Source organism: Vreelandella sulfidaeris, assembly GCF_042429665.1.
Classification (GTDB): domain Bacteria; phylum Pseudomonadota; class Gammaproteobacteria; order Pseudomonadales; family Halomonadaceae; genus Vreelandella.
Map to the genome: position 1 here is coordinate 1,392,731 of NZ_JBHMAC010000010.1, position 22,227 is coordinate 1,414,957.

At 52.7% G+C, this 22,227-nt stretch carries 19 protein-coding genes; 6 read left to right on the forward strand and 13 right to left on the reverse strand.

Going from position 1 to position 22,227, the window contains the following annotated elements; translation table 11 throughout:
- Positions 1–5 precede the first annotated feature (5 nt).
- The 3 genes from ACFFLD_RS11240 to ACFFLD_RS11250 all read right to left on the reverse strand — a co-directional run bounded on the left by ACFFLD_RS11240 (position 6) and on the right by ACFFLD_RS11250 (position 3,192).
- Positions 6–692 carry a methylamine utilization protein gene (locus tag ACFFLD_RS11240; protein ID WP_386040171.1) on the reverse strand — a complete coding sequence of 229 codons (687 nt, stop codon included), beginning with the start codon at positions 690–692 and terminating at the stop codon, positions 6–8.
- Positions 693–863: 171 nt separating this feature from the next.
- Positions 864–1,406 (reverse strand): transglycosylase SLT domain-containing protein, encoded by a 543-nt coding sequence (locus ACFFLD_RS11245; protein WP_386040449.1) that lies wholly within the window; start codon positions 1,404–1,406, stop codon positions 864–866.
- A gap of 67 nt (positions 1,407–1,473) precedes the next feature.
- Positions 1,474–3,192 carry a proline--tRNA ligase gene (locus ACFFLD_RS11250; protein ID WP_386040174.1) on the reverse strand — a complete coding sequence of 573 codons (1,719 nt, stop codon included), beginning with the start codon at positions 3,190–3,192 and terminating at the stop codon, positions 1,474–1,476.
- 288 nt (positions 3,193–3,480) lie between these two features.
- On the opposite strand from ACFFLD_RS11250, the gene ACFFLD_RS11255 reads away from it, so the two are divergent.
- Positions 3,481–3,915: a hypothetical protein gene (locus tag ACFFLD_RS11255; RefSeq protein ID WP_386040176.1), complete on the forward strand. Its 435-nt coding sequence runs from the start codon at positions 3,481–3,483 to the stop codon at positions 3,913–3,915.
- 96 nt (positions 3,916–4,011) lie between these two features.
- Here the strand turns inward: ACFFLD_RS11255 and ACFFLD_RS11260 are convergent, their stop codons facing one another.
- From ACFFLD_RS11260 to ACFFLD_RS11270, 3 genes are all read right to left on the reverse strand, one after another.
- Positions 4,012–5,427, reverse strand: coding sequence for an amidase (locus tag ACFFLD_RS11260; protein WP_386040179.1), 1,416 nt, complete (start codon positions 5,425–5,427; stop codon positions 4,012–4,014).
- 161 nt (positions 5,428–5,588) lie between these two features.
- Entirely contained in the window at positions 5,589–6,449 is an 861-nt protein-coding gene (gene nfo / locus ACFFLD_RS11265; RefSeq protein ID WP_386040181.1) for a deoxyribonuclease IV, read from the reverse strand.
- 90 nt (positions 6,450–6,539) lie between these two features.
- Positions 6,540–7,301, reverse strand: coding sequence for a glycerophosphodiester phosphodiesterase family protein (locus ACFFLD_RS11270; protein ID WP_386040183.1), 762 nt, complete (start codon positions 7,299–7,301; stop codon positions 6,540–6,542).
- 201 nt (positions 7,302–7,502) lie between these two features.
- On the opposite strand from ACFFLD_RS11270, the gene ACFFLD_RS11275 reads away from it, so the two are divergent.
- The 5 genes from ACFFLD_RS11275 (at position 7,503) to ACFFLD_RS11295 (ending at position 14,004) form a co-directional block, all read left to right on the forward strand.
- Complete coding sequence (locus ACFFLD_RS11275) at positions 7,503–8,483, forward strand: NADPH:quinone reductase (protein WP_386040185.1); 981 nt, start codon at positions 7,503–7,505, stop codon at positions 8,481–8,483.
- 370 nt (positions 8,484–8,853) lie between these two features.
- The gene (locus ACFFLD_RS11280; RefSeq protein ID WP_386040187.1) at positions 8,854–10,794 is read left to right on the forward strand and encodes an SLC13 family permease; all 1,941 of its coding nucleotides are present in this window, start codon (positions 8,854–8,856) and stop codon (positions 10,792–10,794) included.
- A gap of 115 nt (positions 10,795–10,909) precedes the next feature.
- Positions 10,910–11,668 carry a DeoR/GlpR family transcriptional regulator gene (locus tag ACFFLD_RS11285; RefSeq protein ID WP_386040189.1) on the forward strand — a complete coding sequence of 253 codons (759 nt, stop codon included), beginning with the start codon at positions 10,910–10,912 and terminating at the stop codon, positions 11,666–11,668.
- A gap of 130 nt (positions 11,669–11,798) precedes the next feature.
- Positions 11,799–13,286, forward strand: a complete 1,488-nt coding sequence (gene glpK, locus ACFFLD_RS11290) for a glycerol kinase GlpK (RefSeq protein ID WP_386040191.1) — start codon at positions 11,799–11,801, stop codon at positions 13,284–13,286.
- Positions 13,287–13,779: 493 nt separating this feature from the next.
- Positions 13,780–14,004: a hypothetical protein gene (locus ACFFLD_RS11295; protein WP_386040193.1), complete on the forward strand. Its 225-nt coding sequence runs from the start codon at positions 13,780–13,782 to the stop codon at positions 14,002–14,004.
- Between the two features lie 105 nt (positions 14,005–14,109).
- On the opposite strand, the gene ACFFLD_RS11300 is transcribed toward ACFFLD_RS11295, so the two are convergent.
- From ACFFLD_RS11300 to ACFFLD_RS11330, 7 genes are all read right to left on the reverse strand, one after another.
- On the reverse strand, positions 14,110–15,753 hold the full coding sequence (locus ACFFLD_RS11300; protein WP_386040195.1) for a glycerol-3-phosphate dehydrogenase/oxidase: 1,644 nt from the start codon (positions 15,751–15,753) through the stop codon (positions 14,110–14,112).
- Between the two features lie 123 nt (positions 15,754–15,876).
- Positions 15,877–17,628: an ABC transporter substrate-binding protein gene (locus tag ACFFLD_RS11305; RefSeq protein ID WP_386040198.1), complete on the reverse strand. Its 1,752-nt coding sequence runs from the start codon at positions 17,626–17,628 to the stop codon at positions 15,877–15,879.
- Positions 17,629–17,742: 114 nt separating this feature from the next.
- The gene (locus ACFFLD_RS11310) at positions 17,743–18,015 is read right to left on the reverse strand and encodes a DUF2160 domain-containing protein (RefSeq protein WP_386040200.1); all 273 of its coding nucleotides are present in this window, start codon (positions 18,013–18,015) and stop codon (positions 17,743–17,745) included.
- A 12-nt stretch (positions 18,016–18,027) separates the two neighbouring features.
- Positions 18,028–18,924 carry a carbohydrate ABC transporter permease gene (locus tag ACFFLD_RS11315; RefSeq protein WP_386040202.1) on the reverse strand — a complete coding sequence of 299 codons (897 nt, stop codon included), beginning with the start codon at positions 18,922–18,924 and terminating at the stop codon, positions 18,028–18,030.
- Position 18,925: 1 nt separating this feature from the next.
- The gene (locus ACFFLD_RS11320) at positions 18,926–19,813 is read right to left on the reverse strand and encodes a carbohydrate ABC transporter permease (RefSeq protein WP_386040204.1); all 888 of its coding nucleotides are present in this window, start codon (positions 19,811–19,813) and stop codon (positions 18,926–18,928) included.
- Positions 19,806–20,906: an ABC transporter ATP-binding protein gene (locus ACFFLD_RS11325; protein ID WP_386040206.1), complete on the reverse strand. Its 1,101-nt coding sequence runs from the start codon at positions 20,904–20,906 to the stop codon at positions 19,806–19,808. Before ACFFLD_RS11325 ends, ACFFLD_RS11320 begins: the two co-directional genes overlap by 8 nt.
- Positions 20,899–21,996 (reverse strand): ABC transporter ATP-binding protein, encoded by a 1,098-nt coding sequence (locus ACFFLD_RS11330; RefSeq protein ID WP_386040208.1) that lies wholly within the window; start codon positions 21,994–21,996, stop codon positions 20,899–20,901. Before ACFFLD_RS11330 ends, ACFFLD_RS11325 begins: the two co-directional genes overlap by 8 nt.
- Positions 21,997–22,227: the final 231 nt, after the last annotated feature.

Genomic DNA, 22,227 nt, shown 5'->3' on the forward strand with positions numbered 1-22,227 from the left:
CGCACCTAACCGGCATCTTTAAAACGTTGCTGTAGGGGGGATAGAGGGGGTGAAGGGGGCGGTAACGCATTGAGCTCTAGATTTATCGTTAGTTGGTCACTGTCGGTGATCGTCCCTGTCCACCAGTTTTGCTGATTGTCATCAAGCAAGGGATGCCATACCCGTAGGCGATGGTCACCCGGGGGCAGCGTTGGCAGAGTGAGTGTGCCGTCATTGCCGGTTTTAGCCACGAAGGGAGCATCACTGACCACGATAAAGGCTTGCATCTGATCGTGGATATTGCAGCCCAACACCACGACGCCCGCCTGGTCGAAGAGCACCGGCGGCGGCGTTTCCTGCAGGTAAAGGTTTAAGTCAAAGGTGTTGGCCGGCGAAAAGGAATAGACGTGATGGCGTGTCGTGTCCTGATTGGGAAAGGCCACATAGCTGCCAGTAGGCACTGTCAGAACATGAGGGACAAAGGCAGCATCGCGTTGATAAATATTTTGCTCTTGTGAGGGCGCCCCGGTCTCTACGGACGTGGCATCGTAATAAACCTCTACAACTGCATCTTCAAGAGGCTGCCCGTCAGCATTGCTTAGCGTTATTTGTGCAGCCTCGACCGACGTCGCCAGTAGCATCGCCGACCACAATAGATGGCCTCTATTGGCGTTGAGTAGGCCAAGAAAAGAGACTCGTGGTTGTATTCGCATGGGCATCTCACAAATTGCTGACAGAGTGATGCAATGAATAATGTATGGATTGCGAAAGAAAGTCATTCTTTTGGCTTAACGGTACGCCAACTATAGTTAAAAAAATAATCATCAGAGAGGATAGGCGTCATCCCTATAGGAGATGAGCCGGTTGTGACGAGAGAAGGGGAGTTATAAGAGCGGTGGCTGGCGCCAGGTATCTCGCCATGCATGCAGGACCCTTTCGGGGTACCAGGTTTCACCCAAGCTGCCGTTATAGCGTGCTAGTGCGCGGCTAAAATCACCCTGTTCGATAGCGAGATAGTGCGCCAGTATCGTACAGCCATAACGTAGATTGCGCGGAGGGTGGGTAAGATCGTCAATGGGTAGCCCTAGCTCGCTTACCCAAAAAGGCATGATTTGCATCAGCCCGATCGCGCCCGCCGAGGAGATGGCATCTGGTTTAAAAGCGCTCTCTACCTGAATCAACGCGAGTACCAACTCCGGCGGCAGGTTGGCTAACCTGGCCTCTTGGTAAACCCGCGTAAGCAGCGTTTGGCGTGCGATAGGATCGCCAATAAATCGTGACAGTGGCGCGTCCATGCGAATACGCCACTGCCTTGCTAACGCCTGCTGGCGAGGGGTTTGCTGATACTGGTTGGCAGCCTCGAGAGTGGGGCGCAGACCAGAAGGTAATGGCTGCGCCTCCAGTGGCCCCACGTTGCTATTCAGCATGATGGCTAACACGACACTAGTCACTCGCCACCGCCGAAACGCAATGGCGGTGGTTCGCGTCATACGATTAGCTGGTTTTCTCACGCAGGAAATCAATGATTTGCTCAGCCGGTACCATAGTGGCGTCACTGTCGCGACGTCCCTTGTACTCCAGTTCGCCATTATCCAGGCCACGGTCGCCAATCACCAAGCGATGGGGAACGCCCATCAGTTCCAGGTCCGCAAACTTAACGCCCGGGCGCGTATCACGGTCATCCAGCAATACATCCAAGCCAGCAGCGCTTAGGGCCTGGTAGAGGCGCTCCGACTCTTCGCGTACACGCTGTGATTTATGCGCATTCATCGGCACCAGCGCTACCTGGAAAGGGGCAATGGCGTTTGGCCAAATAATGCCGGAGTCGTCGTGGTTTTGCTCAATGGCCGCGGCAACGACACGGGTAATGCCGATGCCGTAGCAGCCCATCCAGGGATGGCTGGTTTTACCGTTATCGCCGAGTACATTGGCGTTCATGGCCTGAGAATACTTCTGACCCAGTTGGAATACATGGCCCACCTCGATGCCACGCTTGATAGAGAGCGTACCTTGACCATCGGGAGAAGGATCGCCTTCTTTCACTTTACGCAGGTCGACGATTTTGGGCAGAGCAACATCGCGCTCCCAATTGATGCCAAAGTAGTGTTTGTCATCGACATTAGCGCCGGCGCCAAAGTCACTCATTAAGGCGACGCTACGGTCAATAATCAGCGGTATGGTAAGCCCAATGGGGCCTAGCGAGCCGGGGCCTGCCCCAACACTTGCGCGAATTTCTTCTTCACTGCCCATGGTGAGCGGGGTCGCCACCTCGGGTAGGTTTTCGGCTTTCACTTCATTCAGTTCATGATCGCCACGCACCAGCAGGGCGATCAAGCCACCTTCGGCGGCATGAACCATGAGCGTTTTAACGGTTTTCTCAATCGGCAGTTTGAACTGTTCGATCAAACTGGCAATGGTTTTGGTATTAGGGGTATCGACCAGACGCAGTTCTTCGCTAGGTTCGGCACGGGTAGCCTGGCTGCCAAGTGGTGCGGCGAGCGCCTCGGCTTTTTCCATGTTAGCGGCATAATCAGATGACGTGGAAAAGACGATATCGTCTTCGCCAGACTCCGCCAGCACGTGGAACTCATGCGAGCCAGTGCCGCCGATGGAGCCGTTATCGGCAATAACTGGGCGGAAATTGAGTCCTAAACGGGTAAATATGCGCGTATAAGCATCATACATATCCTGATAGGTCTGCTTCAGCGAGGCTTCGTCCAGGTGGAAAGAGTACGCGTCTTTCATAATGAACTCGCGCGAACGCATCACCCCGAAGCGCGGGCGAATCTCATCGCGGAATTTGGTCTGGATCTGGTAGAAGTTAACCGGCAACTGCTTGTAACTGGCGATCTCTTTACGCACCAGGTCGGTGATCACTTCTTCATGGGTGGGGCCAACGCAGTAATCGCGATCGTGACGGTCTTTAACGCGTAACAGTTCAGGTCCGTACTGTTCCCAACGGCCGGACTCCTGCCAAAGTTCCGCCGGCTGTACGGCGGGCATCAGCACCTCTTGGGCGCCCGCGCGATTCATTTCTTCGCGCACGATCGCTTCTACTTTACGCAGTGTCCGCAGGCCAAGCGGTAACCAGGTATAAAGACCTGATGTTAAGCGACGAATCATCCCCGCACGTAGCATCAACTGGTGACTAATGACTTCGGCGTCGGCCGGGGTTTCTTTTAAAGTGGCGATCAGTAATTGGCTGGCGCGCATGAGCGTGAGCACTCCTTAGTGCTTGAAACGAGTGTTTAAGACTAGTGCTTAAGAACGAAAGCTTAAGAACGGGTGCTTAACATCAGGGCAGTGGCCCCGTTAGCGTTGAATGCGGGCATTGTACGGCTTCCAGGGGAATGCGGCAAAATTAGACGTACCAGTAAGCCCTGCGTGTTGGTAGGGCTGTGTTAAACTGTTGATGTTTCATGGTGTGTTAGTCGGTCGCAAACCCCTTGGTCACGACCCATCATCCCGACTGACGTTATTATTTAGATTGAGGAAACCTTCATGCACCTAGCAATTCGTCGTTGGTTAACAGGCGCCGTGATCGGCGTATCCATCGTGTCTTTAAGCGGTTGCGGTACGCTGTTTCATCCTGAGCGCAAAGGCCAGATGAGTGGTGATATAGATCCGGCTATCGCTATCGCCAATGGGGTTGGGCTACTGTTTTTTATCGTTCCTGGGGTGATTGCTTACGCCGTGGATTTCTCTAATGGCACGATTTATTTGCCGGGTCGCAACAGCGCCTCAGTAGATGTGCACCACTTAGACGACGCTATGGATGTGGCCGCGCTGGAAAAACTGCTGTCTGACAAGGCGGGTCAGCCGGTGAGCCTTGAAAATGAACTTGTTATGATTGAAGAGATGGATAGCCTGGATGAAGCGCTTGCTATGGTGCGCATGTCGGGCGTCATGGATGAAGAAGCACTGTCTATCCTGTAATCAGACTCCTTTCATCATTCAACTGCTAACCCCCGCCAGGTGCCATACCGGGCCGGGGTTATGCGGCGCTATTGCTGCCTTGTTAAAGCTAATGCGCTACGCGTACTGGGCCGGATCAGGCACGCTGGGAAAGCGCGGCGGATGGGCTTCCATGTAGGCATGGCAGGCCCGTAACACACGGACATCATCATACTTGCCGCCGGCCAGTTGAAAGCCGACCGGTAAACCTTTATCGGTAAACCCGCAGGGTACTGACGCAGCGGGCTGCTGGCTAAGATTAAAGGGATAGCTGAAGGGCGCCCACTCTTCCCAGTCCTGCATATCGCTGCCTGGGGGCACTTCCTGATTGATTTCAAACGGCGCAATAGGAACCGAGGGCGTCATCAGCAAATGGTACTCTTGATTAAATTGCTCCAAACGTTGGGTTAATGCTGCTCGATCGGCTAACGCCCGAAATAATTCCACTGCTTTCCAAGGCTCCGCTACACGTGCATTTGCCACCATGCCAGGGTCTAAAAGCGTACGCTGATGTTGATCCATTTGTGACCACTGTTCTAAAGAAGCGGTAAACCACAGCTTGCGAAAGGTGTCGATTGGCGAACAAAAGTCAGGATTCACTTCGACTATTTCCGCCCCTAACGCTTCCAGCCTGTCCGCTGCTTCCCTTACACGCTGGGCAATTTGTGGGTCGACATTGGCATAGCCAAGATCAGGCGAGTAACCGATTCGCAACCCGGCGAGTCCTTTGTCCAGGTCGACCCCCCAACACTCTGGCTGGCCGCGTGTGGCATAAGGGTCACGGTAATCATAACGTCCCATTACATTCAGCATGCTTACCGCATCGCGCACAGTACGCGTGATTGGCCCCAAGTGTGAAAGGCTTGGCTCTTTGGCGGGCGGCCATTGTGGGGTCCAGCCGTAAGTCGGCTTAAAACCAAACACGCCGGTGAACGCGGCGGGGATACGAATCGAGCCGCCTGAATCACCGCCCTGATGCAGAACGCCCATGTTCAGGGCGGCGGCTACCGCGGCCCCGCCAGAGGAACCGCCAGGTGTTAAACGGGTATCCCATGGGTTGGTGGTCGCGCCAAAAACACGGTTATCAGTGACGGCTTTCCAGCCAAATTCAGGCGTGTTGGTTTTACCTAGTATCACCGCTCCCGCTTCGCGCAGCATGCGTGCCGGAGGCGCGTCGGTGTCGCATAACGCCTCAGAAGAGGTAAGCGACCCGGCTCGACACGGCATACCGGCCACCTGGGTTAAATCTTTTAATGATATAGGCACTCCATCAATGGGGCTAAGTGGCTGACCTTGCCCCCAACGGCGGGCTGAAGCCTTCGCTGCCGCTTCTGCACCTTCGGCGTCCACATAAACGTAAGCGTTAACAGCGGGGTTGAAGCGGTCGATCCGTTCAAGTGCGGCGCGTGTCGCTTCTAACGGAGAGGCTTCGCCATTCTCAAACAAGCGAGCTAAGGTCTGGGCATTCAAGCTGCCAAGATCGGTATCGCTCATTGAACGCTCCTTACGTCAGCGGGGGAGGGGGTGAAAGAAGTCAAGAGTAGCAAAAATCGCTTTGGGTGCAAAAAAGTGCCATTGGAGGACATTCCTGATCTCAAGCTAGAGACCTGAGGTTAGAGACCTGAGGTTAGAGACCTGAGGTTAGCGAGATCAGGTTAGAGATCTGAGGTTGCTTGTGGCGCTTGGCTGCGCAACCAGCTTATTTCTTCACGCCATAAGTCGGGTTCGACGGTCTCCAAAATCATCGGAATGCCGTCAATACGCGTGTCTTGCATGATAGTAGTAAAGGCGGGCAGGCCGATGGTGCCTTTGCCCAGGCTATGGTGACGGTCCACTCTACTGGCAAAGTCGCTTTTGGCGTCGTTCAAGTGCATCCCACGCAAATATTCAAAGCCAACCACGCTGCCCAGTTCATCAAGCGTGGCTTGCGTCGCTTCAGCACTGCGTAAATCGTACCCCGCCGCAAAGGCATGACAAGTATCAATGCATACACCGACGCGTTTCTTGTCGTCGACATGCGCTATGATTTCCGCCAAATGCTCGAAGCGCCAGCCCAGGTTGGTGCCTTGCCCGGCCGTGTTCTCAATCACGGCGGTGACATTCTTGGTTTTCAGTAGCGCTTCATTAATAGAGTCGGCAATACGTTTGAGGCAGTCACTTTCGCTGATCTTGTTTAAGTGGCTGCCGGGGTGAAAGTTGAGCAGCGTCAGCCCAAGCTGCTCGCAACGCTGCATCTCATCTAAAAACGCAGCTCGTGATTTACGTAGGCCTTCTTGCTCAGGATGACCAAGATTAATCAGGTAGCTGTCGTGAGGTAAAATCTGCTCAGGCGAGAACGCATGTTTTGCGCAGGCATCGCCAAATGCCTGGATCGCTTCATCGGTGAGTGGTTTACCCTGCCATTGGCGCTGATTCTTGGTGAATAGTGCAAACGCATCAGCGCCGATGTCGACGGCTCTATGCACCGCTTGGTCGGCACCACCGGCGGCACTGACATGAGCTCCTAGGTATTTCACGCTCACCTCCTTGGCATTGTTTTGATTAACATTGTTTTAAATGACATTGTTTCGATTGACATTGTTTTGACGAATTATCGTATTATCGAATTAATGACTATGACTCGCTAAGAAGCGCTGAAAGGCGGCGGGTTCATCGGTAATGACGCTGGCGATACCCCAATCCCAACGATGATGGAAGGCACTGGGATCATTGGCGGTATAGCACAGTAGCTGGTACCCCGCGCGCTGCATGGCATCGGCTTGGATGCGCTTTAAGCGTGTCCAGTCAGGGTGCACGCTAAAGGCCTCAATAGCCTCGCACTGTGCTTGCCACTGTTTGGGTACTCTTCCAAACAGCAGACCCAAGGCTAATTGCTCGGGCCCCGCATACTGGCGACATTGACTCAGCGCGTCGGTATTAAATGAAGAAATAATCAACCGTTCGGCCGGCAGGATATCCAGCATTATTGGCAAAGCGCGATCGACCAGGGCGATGGGGTCGCGGCTTTTATTGACCTTAATTTCCATGTTGACGCCCATTTTCAGCTCATTAAGTAGCGCTAACATCTCCTCTAAACGGGGCATTTTTTCACCCGTAAAGTGGTCACCAAACCAACTTCCTACATCCAGCGTTTGGGCTTTTTCCCAGCTCATAGAGGCTAAATTGCCCCGTCCGTTTGAGCACCGAGCTACATCTCCGTCATGCCAAATCACTGGAGTACCATCTCCCAGTAGCTGTACATCCAACTCTACCCAGGTGGCTCCCGCCTGATGGGCTGCGCGAACTGCGGCTAGGGTGTTTTCAGGAGCAGCGGCGGAATAACCGCGATGGGCAATGAGTTTAGGAACATGAATAGCAGGATGTGGCATGACAAACTCTCTAGGCATTAATCGATCACTATTGATCGATCTTAGCATGGGTGAATGACAGCATGGTGTCATTCATCCAGGGAGTACATAGGTAAAAACATGCTAGCGTGCTAGCCTTATTTACATCTCCGGACACGATTGCATAAAAGCCACTGTGGACTGCCAATCGTTAACCCATCCAATAACGAAGGAGGAATACGTATGTCTCAGCGTATCCAATTTGCTCAAACCGGCGGTGCCGAAGTGCTGGAACTGGTCGACGTGACGCCAACGGCTCCTGGCTCGGGTGAGGTACGTATTGCCAATAAAGCCATTGGCCTTAATTTTATCGATATCTATGTGCGTACCGGACTGTACCCCGCCCCCACAATGCCTTCGGGACTGGGTACTGAAGGTGCAGGCGTCGTTGATGCAGTAGGCGAAGGCGTCACCCATCTTAGTGTCGGTGACCGTGTTGCGTACGCCCAAGGCCCACTGGGTGCTTATGCCGACATGCATACGTTGCCAGCGGCGAAAGTAGTCAAGCTCCCCGATGCTGTCGATTTCGAAACAGCGGCGGCGAGTATGCTGAAAGGGTTGACCGTGCAGTATCTGCTGCGTCAAACCTATGAGCTGAAAGGGGGAGAAACCATACTATTCCACGCGGCGGCCGGTGGAGTGGGGTCAATTGCCTGCCAGTGGGCGAAGTCGTTGGGCGTGAAGTTGATTGGTACCGTGAGTTCACAGGAGAAAGCGGATCTTGCGATGGCTAACGGCGCCTGGGCGACGATCAACTACAGCGAAGAGGACGTGGTCGAGCGTGTGCGCGAACTGACCGATGGCAATATGTGTGATGTGGTTTATGACTCAGTGGGCAAAGATACCTGGGAGGTATCGTTGAATTGCCTTAAGCCTCGCGCGTTGATGGTCAGTTTTGGCAATGCCTCCGGCCCGGTGGAGGGTGTCAATATTGGTATTCTCAATCAAAAAGGGTCGCTGTTTGTTACCCGCCCAAGCCTTAATGGCTATGCCGATACCCGCGAACGGTTGGAAATGATGTGTGAGGATTTTTTCGCCATGATTGAAAGCGGCAAAATCAACGTCGACGTTGCTAACCGCTATCCGTTGGCAGAGGTGGGTAAAGCCCAGGATGCACTCCAAGGCCGTAAAACCACCGGCTCCACTATCCTGTTGCCATCGTAAGTTGGCGTTTTTTATATAGTTATAGTGTTCTACAGCAGTATAAGTGTTGGTGTAGCTAGGGGATATTGACCACGCTCGGTATGCCATTGTCGATGCTGTTGGCAATTCCCCTTTTCTCTCTGCTGGCGCTTCATTGCACCCGCCAGCGCATTCCTTCAATCAGGTCATGTCATTTTAGCTCGATTAACCGCTGGGCGGTTCGGGGCTTACTAACTCACTGATGCCACAAGACGGTAAATGCAATATATTTGCAGGGGCTATACGGCTGTATAGTAATCGTCTAATGTGCTTGAGCTAAAAGCAATGCCTCTGGTGTGGCGTGTATCAACACATGCTGACCTTCAAACGGTGCTAAGGGAGTAGGAAAAGGATGTCGGCTGAGGAGATAAGTGTTGAAAGCTCAAGTGCGCAAGGCTCAGGGGTTGAAACCCTGCCGATAGAAACGCTAGACCTGGGATGGTTATCGCTTGCCCCTAGTACATTAGTTTTTATTGTGCTGGGACTTACGCTTGCTGGATTTATCTGGGGTCGCTTTCGCTATGACTTGGTAGCCATGGCGGCACTGCTAGGGTCGGTAATGCTTGGGCTCGTGCCCGCCGAAGGCGCTTTTGCAGGTTTTGGTCATCCGGCGGTCATTACTGTTGCGGCGGTGTTGATTCTTAGTCGTGGTTTTGAGCGCTCTGGCGTCGTCGATATTATTGCCCATCAAGCGCTGAAAGTCGGTGAAAACCTGTTGCTCCAGCTTCTCGTACTGGTAGGCACGGTTGTACTGCTTTCGGGCATTATGAATAATGTCGGCGCGTTAGCGCTATTGTTGCCAGTAGCGATGCGGATGGCCCGCGAACATGACACGTCACCCTCTATATTATTTATGCCTCTAGCGTTTGGCTCTTTGCTTGGTGGGTTGACGACGTTAATCGGCACGCCTCCCAATATCATTATTTCCAGCTATCGTCGGGATGTGACCGGTGAGGCATTCAGCATGTTCAGTTTTTCTCCGGTCGGTATTGTGGTCGCGTTGGCCGGGTTAGCATTTATTGTGTTAGTGGGATGGCGTTTGACACCAAGACGCAACAGCCAAGTCTCGACCAGCGATATGTTCGATACCGCCAACTATTTAATCGAATTAAAAGTGGGTGAAGAGTCAAAAGCCAAGGGGTTAACACTGCAGCAGGTGCGCGATGAGTTGGATGAAACGGTGCCCGTATTGGCGGTGGTGCGCGATGATAATCGGCGCGCAGGGTATAACTTTCACGGCGCATTAGAAGAGGGCGATATTCTACTGTTAGAGGCTGGCCCTGATGAGCTACAAACGCTGGAAGATAAGCTTGGTCTCAGTGCAATCGCTGAACGGGAAGAAGTGACGGATGATGCTGAACTACTCGCCAATGAAGAGAACGCTGATGGTAATGCTGATAAAGAGCCTTCCCAGGGGCACCAGCCGGTAGATACCGAAGGCCTTCAACTGGTAGAGGCGGTAGTTCGAAATGATTCCATGATGATCAACCGCAGCGTGCGTCAACTGCGTTTGAACCATCAGTTTGGGCTGCATTTGGTCGCCGTTGCTCGTGATGGCGGGCGTTTAAAGCAACGGTTACGCGATATACGCTTCAAAAACGGTGATGTACTTTTGCTACAGGGGGGCGAAAAAGAGATTTCCGATAGCCTGGCTTCATTGGGCTGCCTGCCGCTCGCTAGCCGTGAATTGCATCTTGGCCAGCCGCGTAAGCTGGCCATGTCGATTGCCATTTTTGGTTTGGCCATCATAGCCATGCTGTTTGATCTACTCCCCGCTGCGGTGGCCATGAGTAGCGCAGCGCTAATATCGCTACTGATTGGTGTATTGCCATTACGCGAAGGTTATCAAGCCATTGATGGACCAGTGATCGTACTGTTAGCGGCGATGATACCCGTCGGCGAGGCGCTGGAAACCAGTGGTGGTGCGGATCTGATTGCCAATGGCCTACTGCGGTTTGGTAGTGATTGGCCGGTAGTGCTCACACTGATTGGGCTATTTCTACTCTCCACGTTGCTCTCCAACGTGGTTAATAATGCCGCGGCTGCGCTGCTGATGGCGCCGATTGCGGTGAGTTTGGCCAACGGCTTTGATGTTTCTCTTGATCCTTTCCTGATGGTGGTGGCGGTGAGCGCTTCTTGTGCATTTTTAACTCCCATCGGCCATCAGTCGAACACCCTGGTATTAGGCCCAGGTGGCTACCGATTTGGCGATTATTGGAAGCTGGGCTTGCCTCTTTCGTTAGTGGTCTTGACGGTTTCCATTCCGATGATTCTGTGGGTGTGGCCGCTGTAATTCTTTTACCTTTATGGCCGTTAGCTCAGTCGGTTTATCACACAGAGCTATCAGATTCCGAAAATTTTGCTAGATTATGGTGAGATATCTATAAAAAATTGAACAGGCCGGGGTTATGAATCAACAATTACGTCAGGATGCCATTGTCGAGCTAGTTCGCCAGCACGGCTATATGAGTATCGAACAGCTCACTGAGCATTTTGCAGTGACCCCGCAGACCATTCGCCGTGACTTGAATACCCTGGCCGATGAAGGCCAGGTAAGGCGTGTCCATGGCGGCGTTGGGATCGAATCGAGTACCGTCAATACCGCTTACAGCACACGTAAAACGCTGCACCTGGAAGAGAAAGAGCGCATTGCCCGCTGCCTCGCCCAACATATACCTAATCACTCCTCGCTATTTATCAATATCGGCACCAGTAATGAAGTGATTGCCCAAGCGCTGCTAGAGCATCAAGGTCTGGAGATCATTACCAATAATCTTAATGTTGCGGCTATCTTGCAGCACAAAGAGGATTTTACGGTGATTATTGCTGGCGGACAGGTGCGCTCACGTGATGGCGGTATTATCGGCGAGGCCACTATCGACTTCATCAATCAATTCAAAGTGGATTACGGCATTATCGGCATCAGTGGTATTGATGAAGATGGGTCGTTGCTGGAGTTTGACTACCAGGAAGTGCGCGTAGCGCAGGCGATCATTGCCAATTCACGACGTATATATCTAGCGGCCGACTACTCTAAATTCCACCGTAACCCAGTGGTACGGCAAGGCAATCTGGAACAGTTGGATGCGCTGTTTACCGACCGTACCCCCCCAGAGGCCATATTGCGTTTGCTTAACCACCACAATGTGGCGCTTTATATTGCCTGACCATTATCGTCGAGTGGGTAAGGAGCTGTTTCATCCTTGAGCATTTCGGGTGGCTAGAGTAGCCTTGAATCATAATAAACCGAAAGCAAGTATACAAAATCGAAAACACCTACAACAAAGTGAACGTGTTATGTCCTCTTTTATACTCGCCATTGATCAAGGCACTACCAGCTCCCGCGCTATTCTCTTCGACCGTCAGGGTCAGGTAGCGGCCGTCGCCCAGCAGGAATTCACCCAGCACTTCCCCCATGATGGGTGGATTGAGCACGTCCCTGATGATATTTGGGAAACGGTGGTGACCACCTGTCGGGACGTCATGCGCAACGCAGCGGTCAGCGTTGACCAAATCGCCGGCATCGGCATTACCAATCAGCGTGAAACCACGCTGTTATGGGACCGCAAAACGGGCGAGCCCCTTTACAACGCGATTGTTTGGCAAGATCGCCGGACGTCGGATCTATGTCAGTCGTTGCGTGATCAAGGCCATACCGATACCGTTCAAGCGAAAACCGGCTTGTTAATCGACCCCTATTTTTCTGCGACTAAGCTTGCCTGGATGTTGGATAACGTAGCGGGTGCACGCGAACGCGCCGAGCGGGGAGAGCTAGCGTTTGGCACCGTCGACAGCTATTTAATCTGGCGACTCACCGGTGGGGCGAAGCATGTAACCGACGCAACGAACGCCTCACGCACGGCGCTGTTCAATATTCATACTCAACAATGGGATGATGAGCTGCTAGCTCTGTTCAATATACCCGCCAATTTACTTCCCGACGTCAAAGACTCCAGCGATGATTTTGGCGTGACCGAGGCCCACTGGTTGGGAGCACCGCTGTCTATTGCTGGCGTTGCTGGCGATCAGCAGGCCGCTCTGGTGGGCCAGGCATGCTTCCAGCCGGGCATGGGTAAGAGCACTTACGGCACGGGCTGTTTCATGATTGTTAACACGGGAGAGACGGCCTCACTGTCGCGTAACCGGCTGCTAACGACGGTTGGCTACCGGCTTAACGGCAAGCCAACGTATGCGATGGAGGGCAGTATTTTCGTGGCGGGAGCGACGGTGCAATGGTTACGTGACGGCTTGAACCTGTTTGCGGATGCCTCGGAAACAGAAGCGCTGGCGCAGGAAACCCGTAGTGGGCATAGCGTTTATCTGGTACCAGCCTTTACCGGCTTAGGAGCACCGCACTGGGATCCTAAAGCGCGTGGTGCCATTTTAGGCTTAACCCGCGATACCGGTATTGCTGAGATCGTGGCCGCGGGATTGCAGGCAGTGTGCTACCAAACTCGCGATCTACAGCACTGTATGAACGATGATATGGAAGCGCCTCCGGGGAATTTACGCGTTGACGGCGGCATGGTGAAGAATAGCTGGTTAATGCAGTTCCTTGCCGATATGTTGGGCGTCCAGGTGGATCGTCCCACCATTTTGGAAACGACTGCCCTGGGGGCTGCTTACCTGGCGGGCTTGCGTTTAGGCTGGTACAACACACTGGAAGAGATCGAGCAGCTGTGGCGCTGTGAGAAAAGCTTTGTGCCCAGTATGAAGGAAGACACACGCGAGCAGCTTTACCAGGGCTGGCTGGATGCGGTTTCACGGGTGCGTTCCACTCCTTGAGCCTACGTGTCAGCAATAGCCTAACTGCCACACTACGCTGATACGCTAAGCCCATATTTCACCTCTTTCTCGCCCCTTATCAGGACGACCAATGCTTACTTTGGTCGTCCTGTATGCTTTTACCAGCTTTATGAAAGTCTTTAACACCAAGTGCGCCTATTAACCGTTTATGTAGTCGAGTTACAACCGGCTCTGCGGCCAATGATGGATTGTGAGTATTTAAGCGGTGATCCATAGTGAAGTTATGGATCAGGAGAGGGGGACGTTATCCCGAACCTTTCAACTGTTCCCTGCTACAGAACCATAGCGCTTCAGTATTACCCAAGTGCTAAAGGCGAAGGTCTTGTAACGCTTATGACCGTTTCGCAGTTACCGAACTGAGCACTTATCCGGCTCAGCATGAGTAGCAACGTCACCATTCGTCATTAACAGATGGCTGCTTTATAACCGCTTAGCGGACGGCAGCGGATGACCATACCATGAGGTATTACTAATGAACTGCATCGAATTGAGCCAACAAGCCGACAGTATCGCCAGCTCCTTCAGCAAGCAAGATCTAGCTAGACTCGTTGTAGCACTGAAGGGCAGCCGTGAATCCCTGCAGCACGCGGTTGAAGTTATTGATACCGTAGATAGTCGTTCAGGCTGCACAGTGGAAGAAGCGTGGGATGAAGTGCTTGCCGGTGATTCTCAGCTGCGTATCGAAGATGAAGAATAGGATAATAAGTAAATAAAACGCTTATTAATGCATAGCACCTAAACTAATAAGCTATGTTAGCCCCCTCATTTAAATGAGGGGGCTTTATAATAGTCGCCGCGCTGATTATGCATTAACGGACGTTTTAATAGGCTGCGATGTATCTCTGTGTTGTTCAAAATACATATTGAAACGTTCTTCAGCATCGTCTTTAAATAATACTCGGCAAGCCTCTTTTAGACCGCTGGATTGACGCAGCTTTTCATGCGGCACTACCAGTGAGACTTTGGCGCGACGACGAAGAAAGTCTTCAAGTTGAGTGATCATTTCATGGTCCCGCGCATGTTCCAGCTCGCAGCGAATGTACTCGGTGCCTTCGATTAAGATGTCACCTTGAGCTGGATCCTGGCGAATTTTTTCCAGCATTTGAATAGCCTGATCAGCGTAGCGCCGCCAGAGGCGGATCGAGAGCGGCTCTGAGGAGGTGGGTGCCGTCATGGCATCCAGATTCATGCGCTTGGCCTGATCCATAAACTGCTGCTTCACCGGCGTAGGGGGCTCGCCGTACCAGTGGAAAGTAGGATCTGGAAGGTTAACACCCAGGCGACGAACCTCTTCGGCAATTTCATCGCCTACGTTCAAGCAGTCGGTCAGCTTGCCGCCAAAAATGCTGATATGCGCGCTGTCAGTATTGGTATCAACCACATGCTTGCGCGACAGCTGAAGAAAGTCTCGATCATTGCCTTGATCTGCTTTGATCGCTAGCGGTCGCACGCCACAGCGCGTCGATATGATGTCATCCTGAGTAAGCGGTTTAGCTAAGGTTAGGCGTTTATTGATATTTTCCAACACAAAGGTAATATCATCAGCGGTCACATCGACCTCTGGGTGCTCCATATGGGTATCGGTGGTGCCGATACAGGTGCGATTACCCATCGGAATAACAAAAAATAGCCGTCCATCATCGGCAAAAAACGCCAGCACCCGCTTAGAGTCGGTGAGTTGCGGGACGATGAGGTGAATGCCTTTGGAGTAGAGATGATGGTGAGTGGTTTTTTGACCGGTCAGCTCATTGTGTTGGTCCACCCAGGGGCCCGCGGCATTGATGAGTACTTTCGCGCGGATATCAAAGGTATTGCCATCCATCACATTACGAGCCTTGGTGACCCACACGTCGCCCTCGCGCTCAGCACCCAGGGATTCGACATAGTTGGCAGCAATCGCCCCGTAGTTAAGCGCATGACGCACAAAATTAAACACAAAACGTGCGTCGTTATCGTGGAGGTAAGCATCGGAATACTCGAAGCCGCCGACAGCGCCCTCGATATCGATAATGGGCTCTTCCTGCTTAATATTTTTTGGCGAGAGCAGGCGTGGGAGCTTGGTGAACCCGTTGCCCATTAACCAATAAAGCCAGGTGCCCGCCCACAGGTAGCGTGGTGAATGGCGGAAACCTTTTGAAATCGTGGTCAGGAAGCGAATTTCCTGCACCGTAGAAGGGTAACTCTTAATTAAGTGGTTACGGCTTTTGCACAGTTTTCGAACTAGCGCAAAATCCTTGCTTTCCATGTATTTAATTCCTCCCCAAACCAAATTGGAGGAGTGCATGCTTGTACTGCCAGCGAAGTCGCCACGATCAATTAGCGCGACTTTAGCGCCTTTTCCTGCCAGTGCTGCCGCGGTGGCCGCACCGTTAATCCCGCCACCGATAATAAGGGCATCAAAGGTGTCGGAGGGTAGTTTTTCAATGTTTCGATTTCGCAGTTTCATAGCGGATCCAATTGACCAATAAATAGCCCCATTGCAGTGGGAGTGTTCTCTTTTGCTCTGGCATACCGCCAATGAAACCCTTGCAGGGTGGGCTTAAACCCACCCTGCAAGTTTGTTGCGTGGTTACTGTTGGCGGGTGCCTGCTTCCATCCAGGCCTTCATCATCTCTTCGTAAGGAACGGTGGTGCCTTGCGGCATCTCATCATCCAGTTTCGCTTTTGGTGCGCCTTCCTGATCAAGCCAGTACTGCGGATCCCGCTCTTCATTAAGAACCGGCGCGTAGCTATCGAAGACGTTGGCACGGGCCAGACGGTGCATGGTGTTATCCATATCCGCTGCGAGCTTATCGAGACCTTCCTGGGGTGATACTTCTCCGCTCATGACCGGTGCTAGGTTTTGCCACCACAGCGGTGCCATGCGCGGGTAGTCAGGCACGTTGGTGCCGGTAGGGGTCCAGTTGGACTCGTTGGGGCTGCGGTAAAACTCGACCAGGCCACCAAGCTTAGGTGCCATCTCGGTCATCTGCTCAGAGAAGATGTCGGACTCACGAATAGGCGTTAACCCGTGCATGAGTTTTTCCAGCGACGTTGTCTTAGCGACGGTGAATTGGGCAAACAGCCAGGCGGCAGTACGACGATCTTCCGGGGTTGAATCAAAGAACGTCCATGCGCCTACGTCTTGATAGCCCACTTTCATACCTTCTTGCCAGTACGGGCCGGTCGGGGACGGCGCCATGCGCCACAACGGATTACCTTCCTCGTCGGTCACCGCTACCGCAGGATCAGTCATGTCGGCGGTAAAGGCGGTATACCAGAAGATTTGCTGAGCAATATGACCTTGCGCGGGCACCGGGCCTGCTTCACCAAAGGTCATGCCTTGCGCTTCTTGGGGGGCGTAATCGCGCAGCCAATCGACCGCTTTTTGCATGGCGAATACGGAGGCAGGCGAGTTAGTGGCGCCGCCGCGGCTTACGCTTGCACCAACCGGTTGGCTATCTTCATTGACGCGGATACCCCAATCATCCACTGGGTTACCTGAAGGAACGCCGGGACTGCCCATGCCTGCCATGGAAAGCCAGGAGTCGTGGAAGCGCCAGCCCAACGAGGGATCGCGGCGACCGTAATCCATATGGCCGTAGACCTTGGTGCCGTCAATTTCACCGACGTGCTCAGTAAAGAACTCGGCAATATCTTCGTAGGCGGTCCAGTTAGTGGGTACCCCTAAATCATAGCCATAAATGTCGCGGAACTGTTCCTGTAAGTCTTCGCGTTGGAACCAGTCATGACGAAACCAGTAGAGGTTGGCAAACTGCTGCGTGGGCAGTTGATAGAGGCTGCCATCAGGGCCGGTGCCATACTGCAGGCCAATGAAGTCATCGAGATCGAGCGTTGGCAGTGTGTAGTCAGCCCACTCGTTTTCCATCGCTTCAGACAGGTTGATGGTGGTGCCGTAGCGGATATGCGTGCCGATGGAGTCGGTATCGTTCACAAAGCCGTCATAGATGCTGTTACCCGACTGCATCTGGTTTTGCATGGTGTCGACCACATCGCCTTCACCAATGATGTTATGGGTCAGGTTGATGCCGGTCAGCTCACTAAAGGCTTCAGCCAATACTTCGCTTTCGTACACGTGGGTGGTAAGACCTTCAGCCACGGTTTGAATATCCATGCCCTGAAAAGGCTCAGCGGCTTTGGCAAACCACATCAACTCTTCGATCTGTTCTTCACGGCTCAGTGTCGAGTTTTGAAAATGCTCATCGACCAAGCGTTCAGCAATGGCGCGGGCATCCTGCTCCTGAGCCGATAGCGTTCCCGAAGCCAGCAATAAGCCAGCGGCGAGCGTCGTCAATTTGAATTTGTTGTAGTGCTTTTGCATGTTGACCTCGTTTTGTTGTGTTCTTCCCTGATGGCTTGGCCATCCTTGATACCGATTAATCGCTGGTGATGCTTGCTTCATCCCTTCTAAACAGTAAAAGGGGGTCTCGATCGGCTATCCCCAACGCATTACTACCAACAGCCATACGGCTGATATCGCTAGTGCAATCCATATGGATAATGAGGTGAAACCAATCACTCCCAGGTGGATAAAGGCCGCCGAGAGCAGGCCGATAAACAGCCGGTCTCCGCGAGTCGTGGCAATGGGTAAAAACCCTTTGCGTTCAATCGTGGGAGATAGAATCTCCCATACCGTCATCCCCGCCAGCATGGCGGCAATAGAGGAAAAGAATATGGCGGTGGGCAGGGTCCATACCATCCAAGACATAATGTGCTCCTCTTAGGTACGGCCCAGGGCAAAGCCCTTGGCAATATGGTTGCGAACAAAGTAGACCACTAGAATGCCAGGAATAATGGTCAGAACACCCGCGGCGGCCAGCGTCCCCCAGTCAATACCCGAAGCGGTGGAGGTACGCGTCATGATCATGCCGATAGGCTGGGCATCAGTGGCTGTCAGCGTGCGTGCCAGCAACAGCTCCACCCACGAGAACATGAAGAGGAAAAACAGCGTGACGCCAATGCCCGAGCGAATCATCGGAATGAAAATCTTGACGAAAAAGCGTGGGAAGCTATAGCCGTCGATGTACGCGGTCTCATCGATCTCTTTGGGCACGCTGCTCATAAAGCCTTCCAAGATCCAGATCGCCAGCGGGATGTTGAACAAGCAATGGGCCAGCGCCACGGCAATGTGAGTATCGAACAGACCTACCGAGTAGTAGAGCTGGAAGTAGGGCAGCAAGAACACCGCCGGTGGTGCCATTAGATTGGTCAGCAGCCAAAAGAACAGATGCTTATCGCCAATAAAGGTGTAGCGGCTAAAGGCATAGGCGGCCGGTAGCGCCACGCAAATGGTGATGAGCATATTCATTGCCACATAAAGCATTGAATTGACGTAGCCCATGTACCAGCTTGAGTTGGTAAAGATACCGATATAGTTATCAAAGGTGAGATTCTGGGGCCACAGGGTCATTGACCCCAAAATTTCACTATTGGTTTGTAGCGACATATTGATGAGCCAGTAAATCGGCAGAATCATCAGGAACAGGTATAGACCTAACAATAATCGCGAACGCATATGTGAGCGGGCATTGCGCATTCGCCGTTGAGCGGGCGACACCTTGCTGAAGATGGTGTTGTATTTCTCGCCGCGCTGGGTATTTTCGAGTTGATAGCTCATGTTAGACACCTCCGTGCGGGGGCTTGTCTTTCTGCATGTTCATGATGGTGGTATAGAACATCCAGCTCACCAGCAGAATGACGAGAAAATAGATTAGCGAGAATGCCGCGGAAGGTCCTAAGTCCTGCTGACCAATCGCCATGGTGGCTAACGACTGGCTAAGGAAGGTGGTCGAGCTGCCAGGACCGCCCCCGGTGAGTACGAAAGGCTCGGCGTAAATCATGAACGAGTGCATAAAGCGCAACAGTACGGCGATAACCAGGACGTTGGTCAGCTTAGGCAGTTGTATGTAGCGGAACACCGCCCATTTAGAGGCACGGTCGATACGCGCCGCCTGGTAATAGGCTTCGGGAATAGAGCGCAAGCCGCTGTAGCAAAGCATGGCCACCAACGGCGTCCAGTGCCACACATCCATCAATACAATGGTGACCCAAGCGTCAGTCGCGTTGCCGGTAATGTTGTAGTTGACGCCTAACTCGCGTAGCCCCCAGCCCATCAGACCGATATCACCACGGGTAAAGATTTGCCAGATACTGCCAACGACGTTCCAGGGGATCAGTAGCGGCAGGGTAATCAAGATCAGCACGGCTGACGCCTGCCAGCCGCGTTTAGGCATGATCAGTGCGATGCCAATGCCCAGCGGAATCTGAATAGCCAGAATGATCAGCGAGAACGAAATTTGGCGTAGAAACGCTGCTTGTAAGGCCTCATCGTTCAGCGTGCTCTTAAACCACTCGGTACCGGTAAAAAAGCTCGCGTTGGGGCCAAGCACATCCTGAACCGAGTAATTGACCACCGTCATCAAGGGAATGATGGCTGAGAACGCCACCAGCACCAGCATGGGTAGCACCAGTAACCAGGCTTTATTGTTGGGCACCTTGTTATTCATGGCCTGCCTCCACTAGGTATTCATCGATATACAGCGCCACCTTGCTGTCGTCGAAGTTCGCAAACGCCGCCTCACTGAGCGGCGGATGGCCTTCAGGAAGACGGGCTTTGAAGACATGTTCATTGAGCTTGAAGGTCAGAAGGGAATAGGTGCCCAGATCCTGCACGCTAATCACCTGGACCGGCACGCTATCGGTGGTGGCGGCGGTGCTGATGCTAATGAATTCAGGGCGGATACCCAGCTTGATATTGGCGGAGTTGGCAGCGGCAACCGCCTGTTTCAACGCCTCACTGGCTGGCAGTGGCTGCGTGCCGAACATGACCTGATCATTCCGGTACTCGACCGCCATGAAGTTCATGCCGGGGCTGCCAATAAAATATCCCACAAAGGTATGCGCAGGACGCTCAAACAGTTCGCGCGGGGTGCCAAATTGAACCACCTGGCCGTCATACATGACGGCAATCTTATCGGCAAACGTTGAGGCTTCCAGCTGGTCGTGAGTTACGTAGATCATGGTGATATTGAAGCGCTCGTGAATCTCTTTGAGCTTGCGGCGCAGTTTCCACTTAAGCTGCGGGTCGATCACGGTGAGCGGTTCGTCAAACAGGATGGCGGTGACATCGTCGCGAACCAGCCCCCGCCCCATAGAGACTTTTTGCTTCTCGTCGGCCGTGAGGTTTTTGGCTTTGCGCTTCAATAGCGGGGTGAGATCCAGAATATCGGCGACTTCGAGCACCTTGGGTTTAACCCGATACTCAGGAGTGTTCATGTTGCGCAGCGGAAAGGCGAGGTTATCAAACACGGTCATGGTGTCGTAGATCACCGGGAACTGAAACACCTGGGCAATATTGCGCTCTTCGGGTGCCAGTTCATTAACCCGGTGGCCGTCAAAAAGCACCTCACCTTCCGAGGGCTCAAGAAGGCCTGAAATGATATTCAACAAGGTGGATTTACCACACCCCGATGGACCCAGCAGTGCATAGGCACCGCCCTGGTGCCACACGTGATCCATTTGGCGGATGGCATAATCCGATGCGCCCGCTGGCGTTTTCACATAAGAGTGCGCCAAGCCTTTCAAGGTAATCTCAGCCATGGGCAGCGCCTCCCTGACGCACGGGTATATGGACCGTGTGGCCCTGTTTGTCGAAGGCGTAAAGCTGCTCGGAGGGAAAGTAAACCTTGAGCGGCTGGTTAACACTAAACTGATGAATGCCTGATAAATGCAGGACCAGGGGGAAGCGTTCGTGGTGCACATGCAGGAAGGTTTCAGAACCGCTAATTTCCGCTACGTCTACATGTACTTCCAGCGCTAAATCATCAGCCTTTTGCGGCTGTAAGGTTAAGTGCGACGCGCGGACGCCGAAGTCGTAATCGCCAGGCGGCAGACGCTTAAGCTGAGCATCGCAGGGAAAGTGCAGTGTTTGATCGAAGGTGATGTCACTTTCGGTCAACTGACCGGGAACAATATTAATCGGCGGCTCGGAAAACATCTCGGCACTGAACCGGCCGTTAGGTTCGCGATACACCTGCTCGGTGGGGCCATACTGAAGCAGTTGTCCTTCATGAAGTACTGCCGTATTGCCGCCCAGCGCCAGCGCTTCGTTAGGCTCAGTAGTGGCGTAGACTGCGATACAGTTGCGCGCTTTGAAGAGTTCGCGAAGCTCGTCACGCAGCTCTTCGCGCAATTTGTAATCAAGGTTGACCAGCGGCTCATCAAAGAGAATCAGGTCGGCATCTTTAATCAGCGCTCGTCCCATCGCGGTGCGTTGCTGCTGACCGCCTGACAGCTCCTGTGGATAGCGGTTTAATAAATGCTCAATATGCAGCATTTCCGCTATTTCACCCACGCGCTTATCAATGTCGCGCTTGGCATGGTTGGCTAGTTTAAGCGGCGAGGCGATATTGTCGTAAACAGTGAGGCTGGGGTAGTTGATAAATTGCTGATAGACCATCGAAACGTTACGTTTGCGTACCGAAACGTTAGTAACGTCATTCCCATCCATGATGATCTTGCCGCGGGTAGGGGGCTCAAGCCCCGCCATCAACCTCATTAAGGTTGTTTTACCGGCGAGTGTTCGACCGAGCAATACATTGAATGAACCTGGCTCAAGGGCTAGGTCTATCCCACTGATGTAAGGCACACCGTTAACGATGTGATCGATATTTTGCAAATGTAAGGACATGCCAATCTCGCTAGCGTCATTGTTATTGGAAACATTGTTCTTAAAAGCACTGTTCTTAAAAGCACTGTTCTTAGAAACACTGTTTTTGCAAACATAGTTTTTGAAAATGCTATGAGCAAATATTATTAGAGATTGCTGTAGAAAGAGACTTTATAGCACCGATCGCTTTCGTTTACGAAAGGCTAGTTGATCACTTGCGAACTTGCAACGCGTTTTCTGAGTAACGGTATT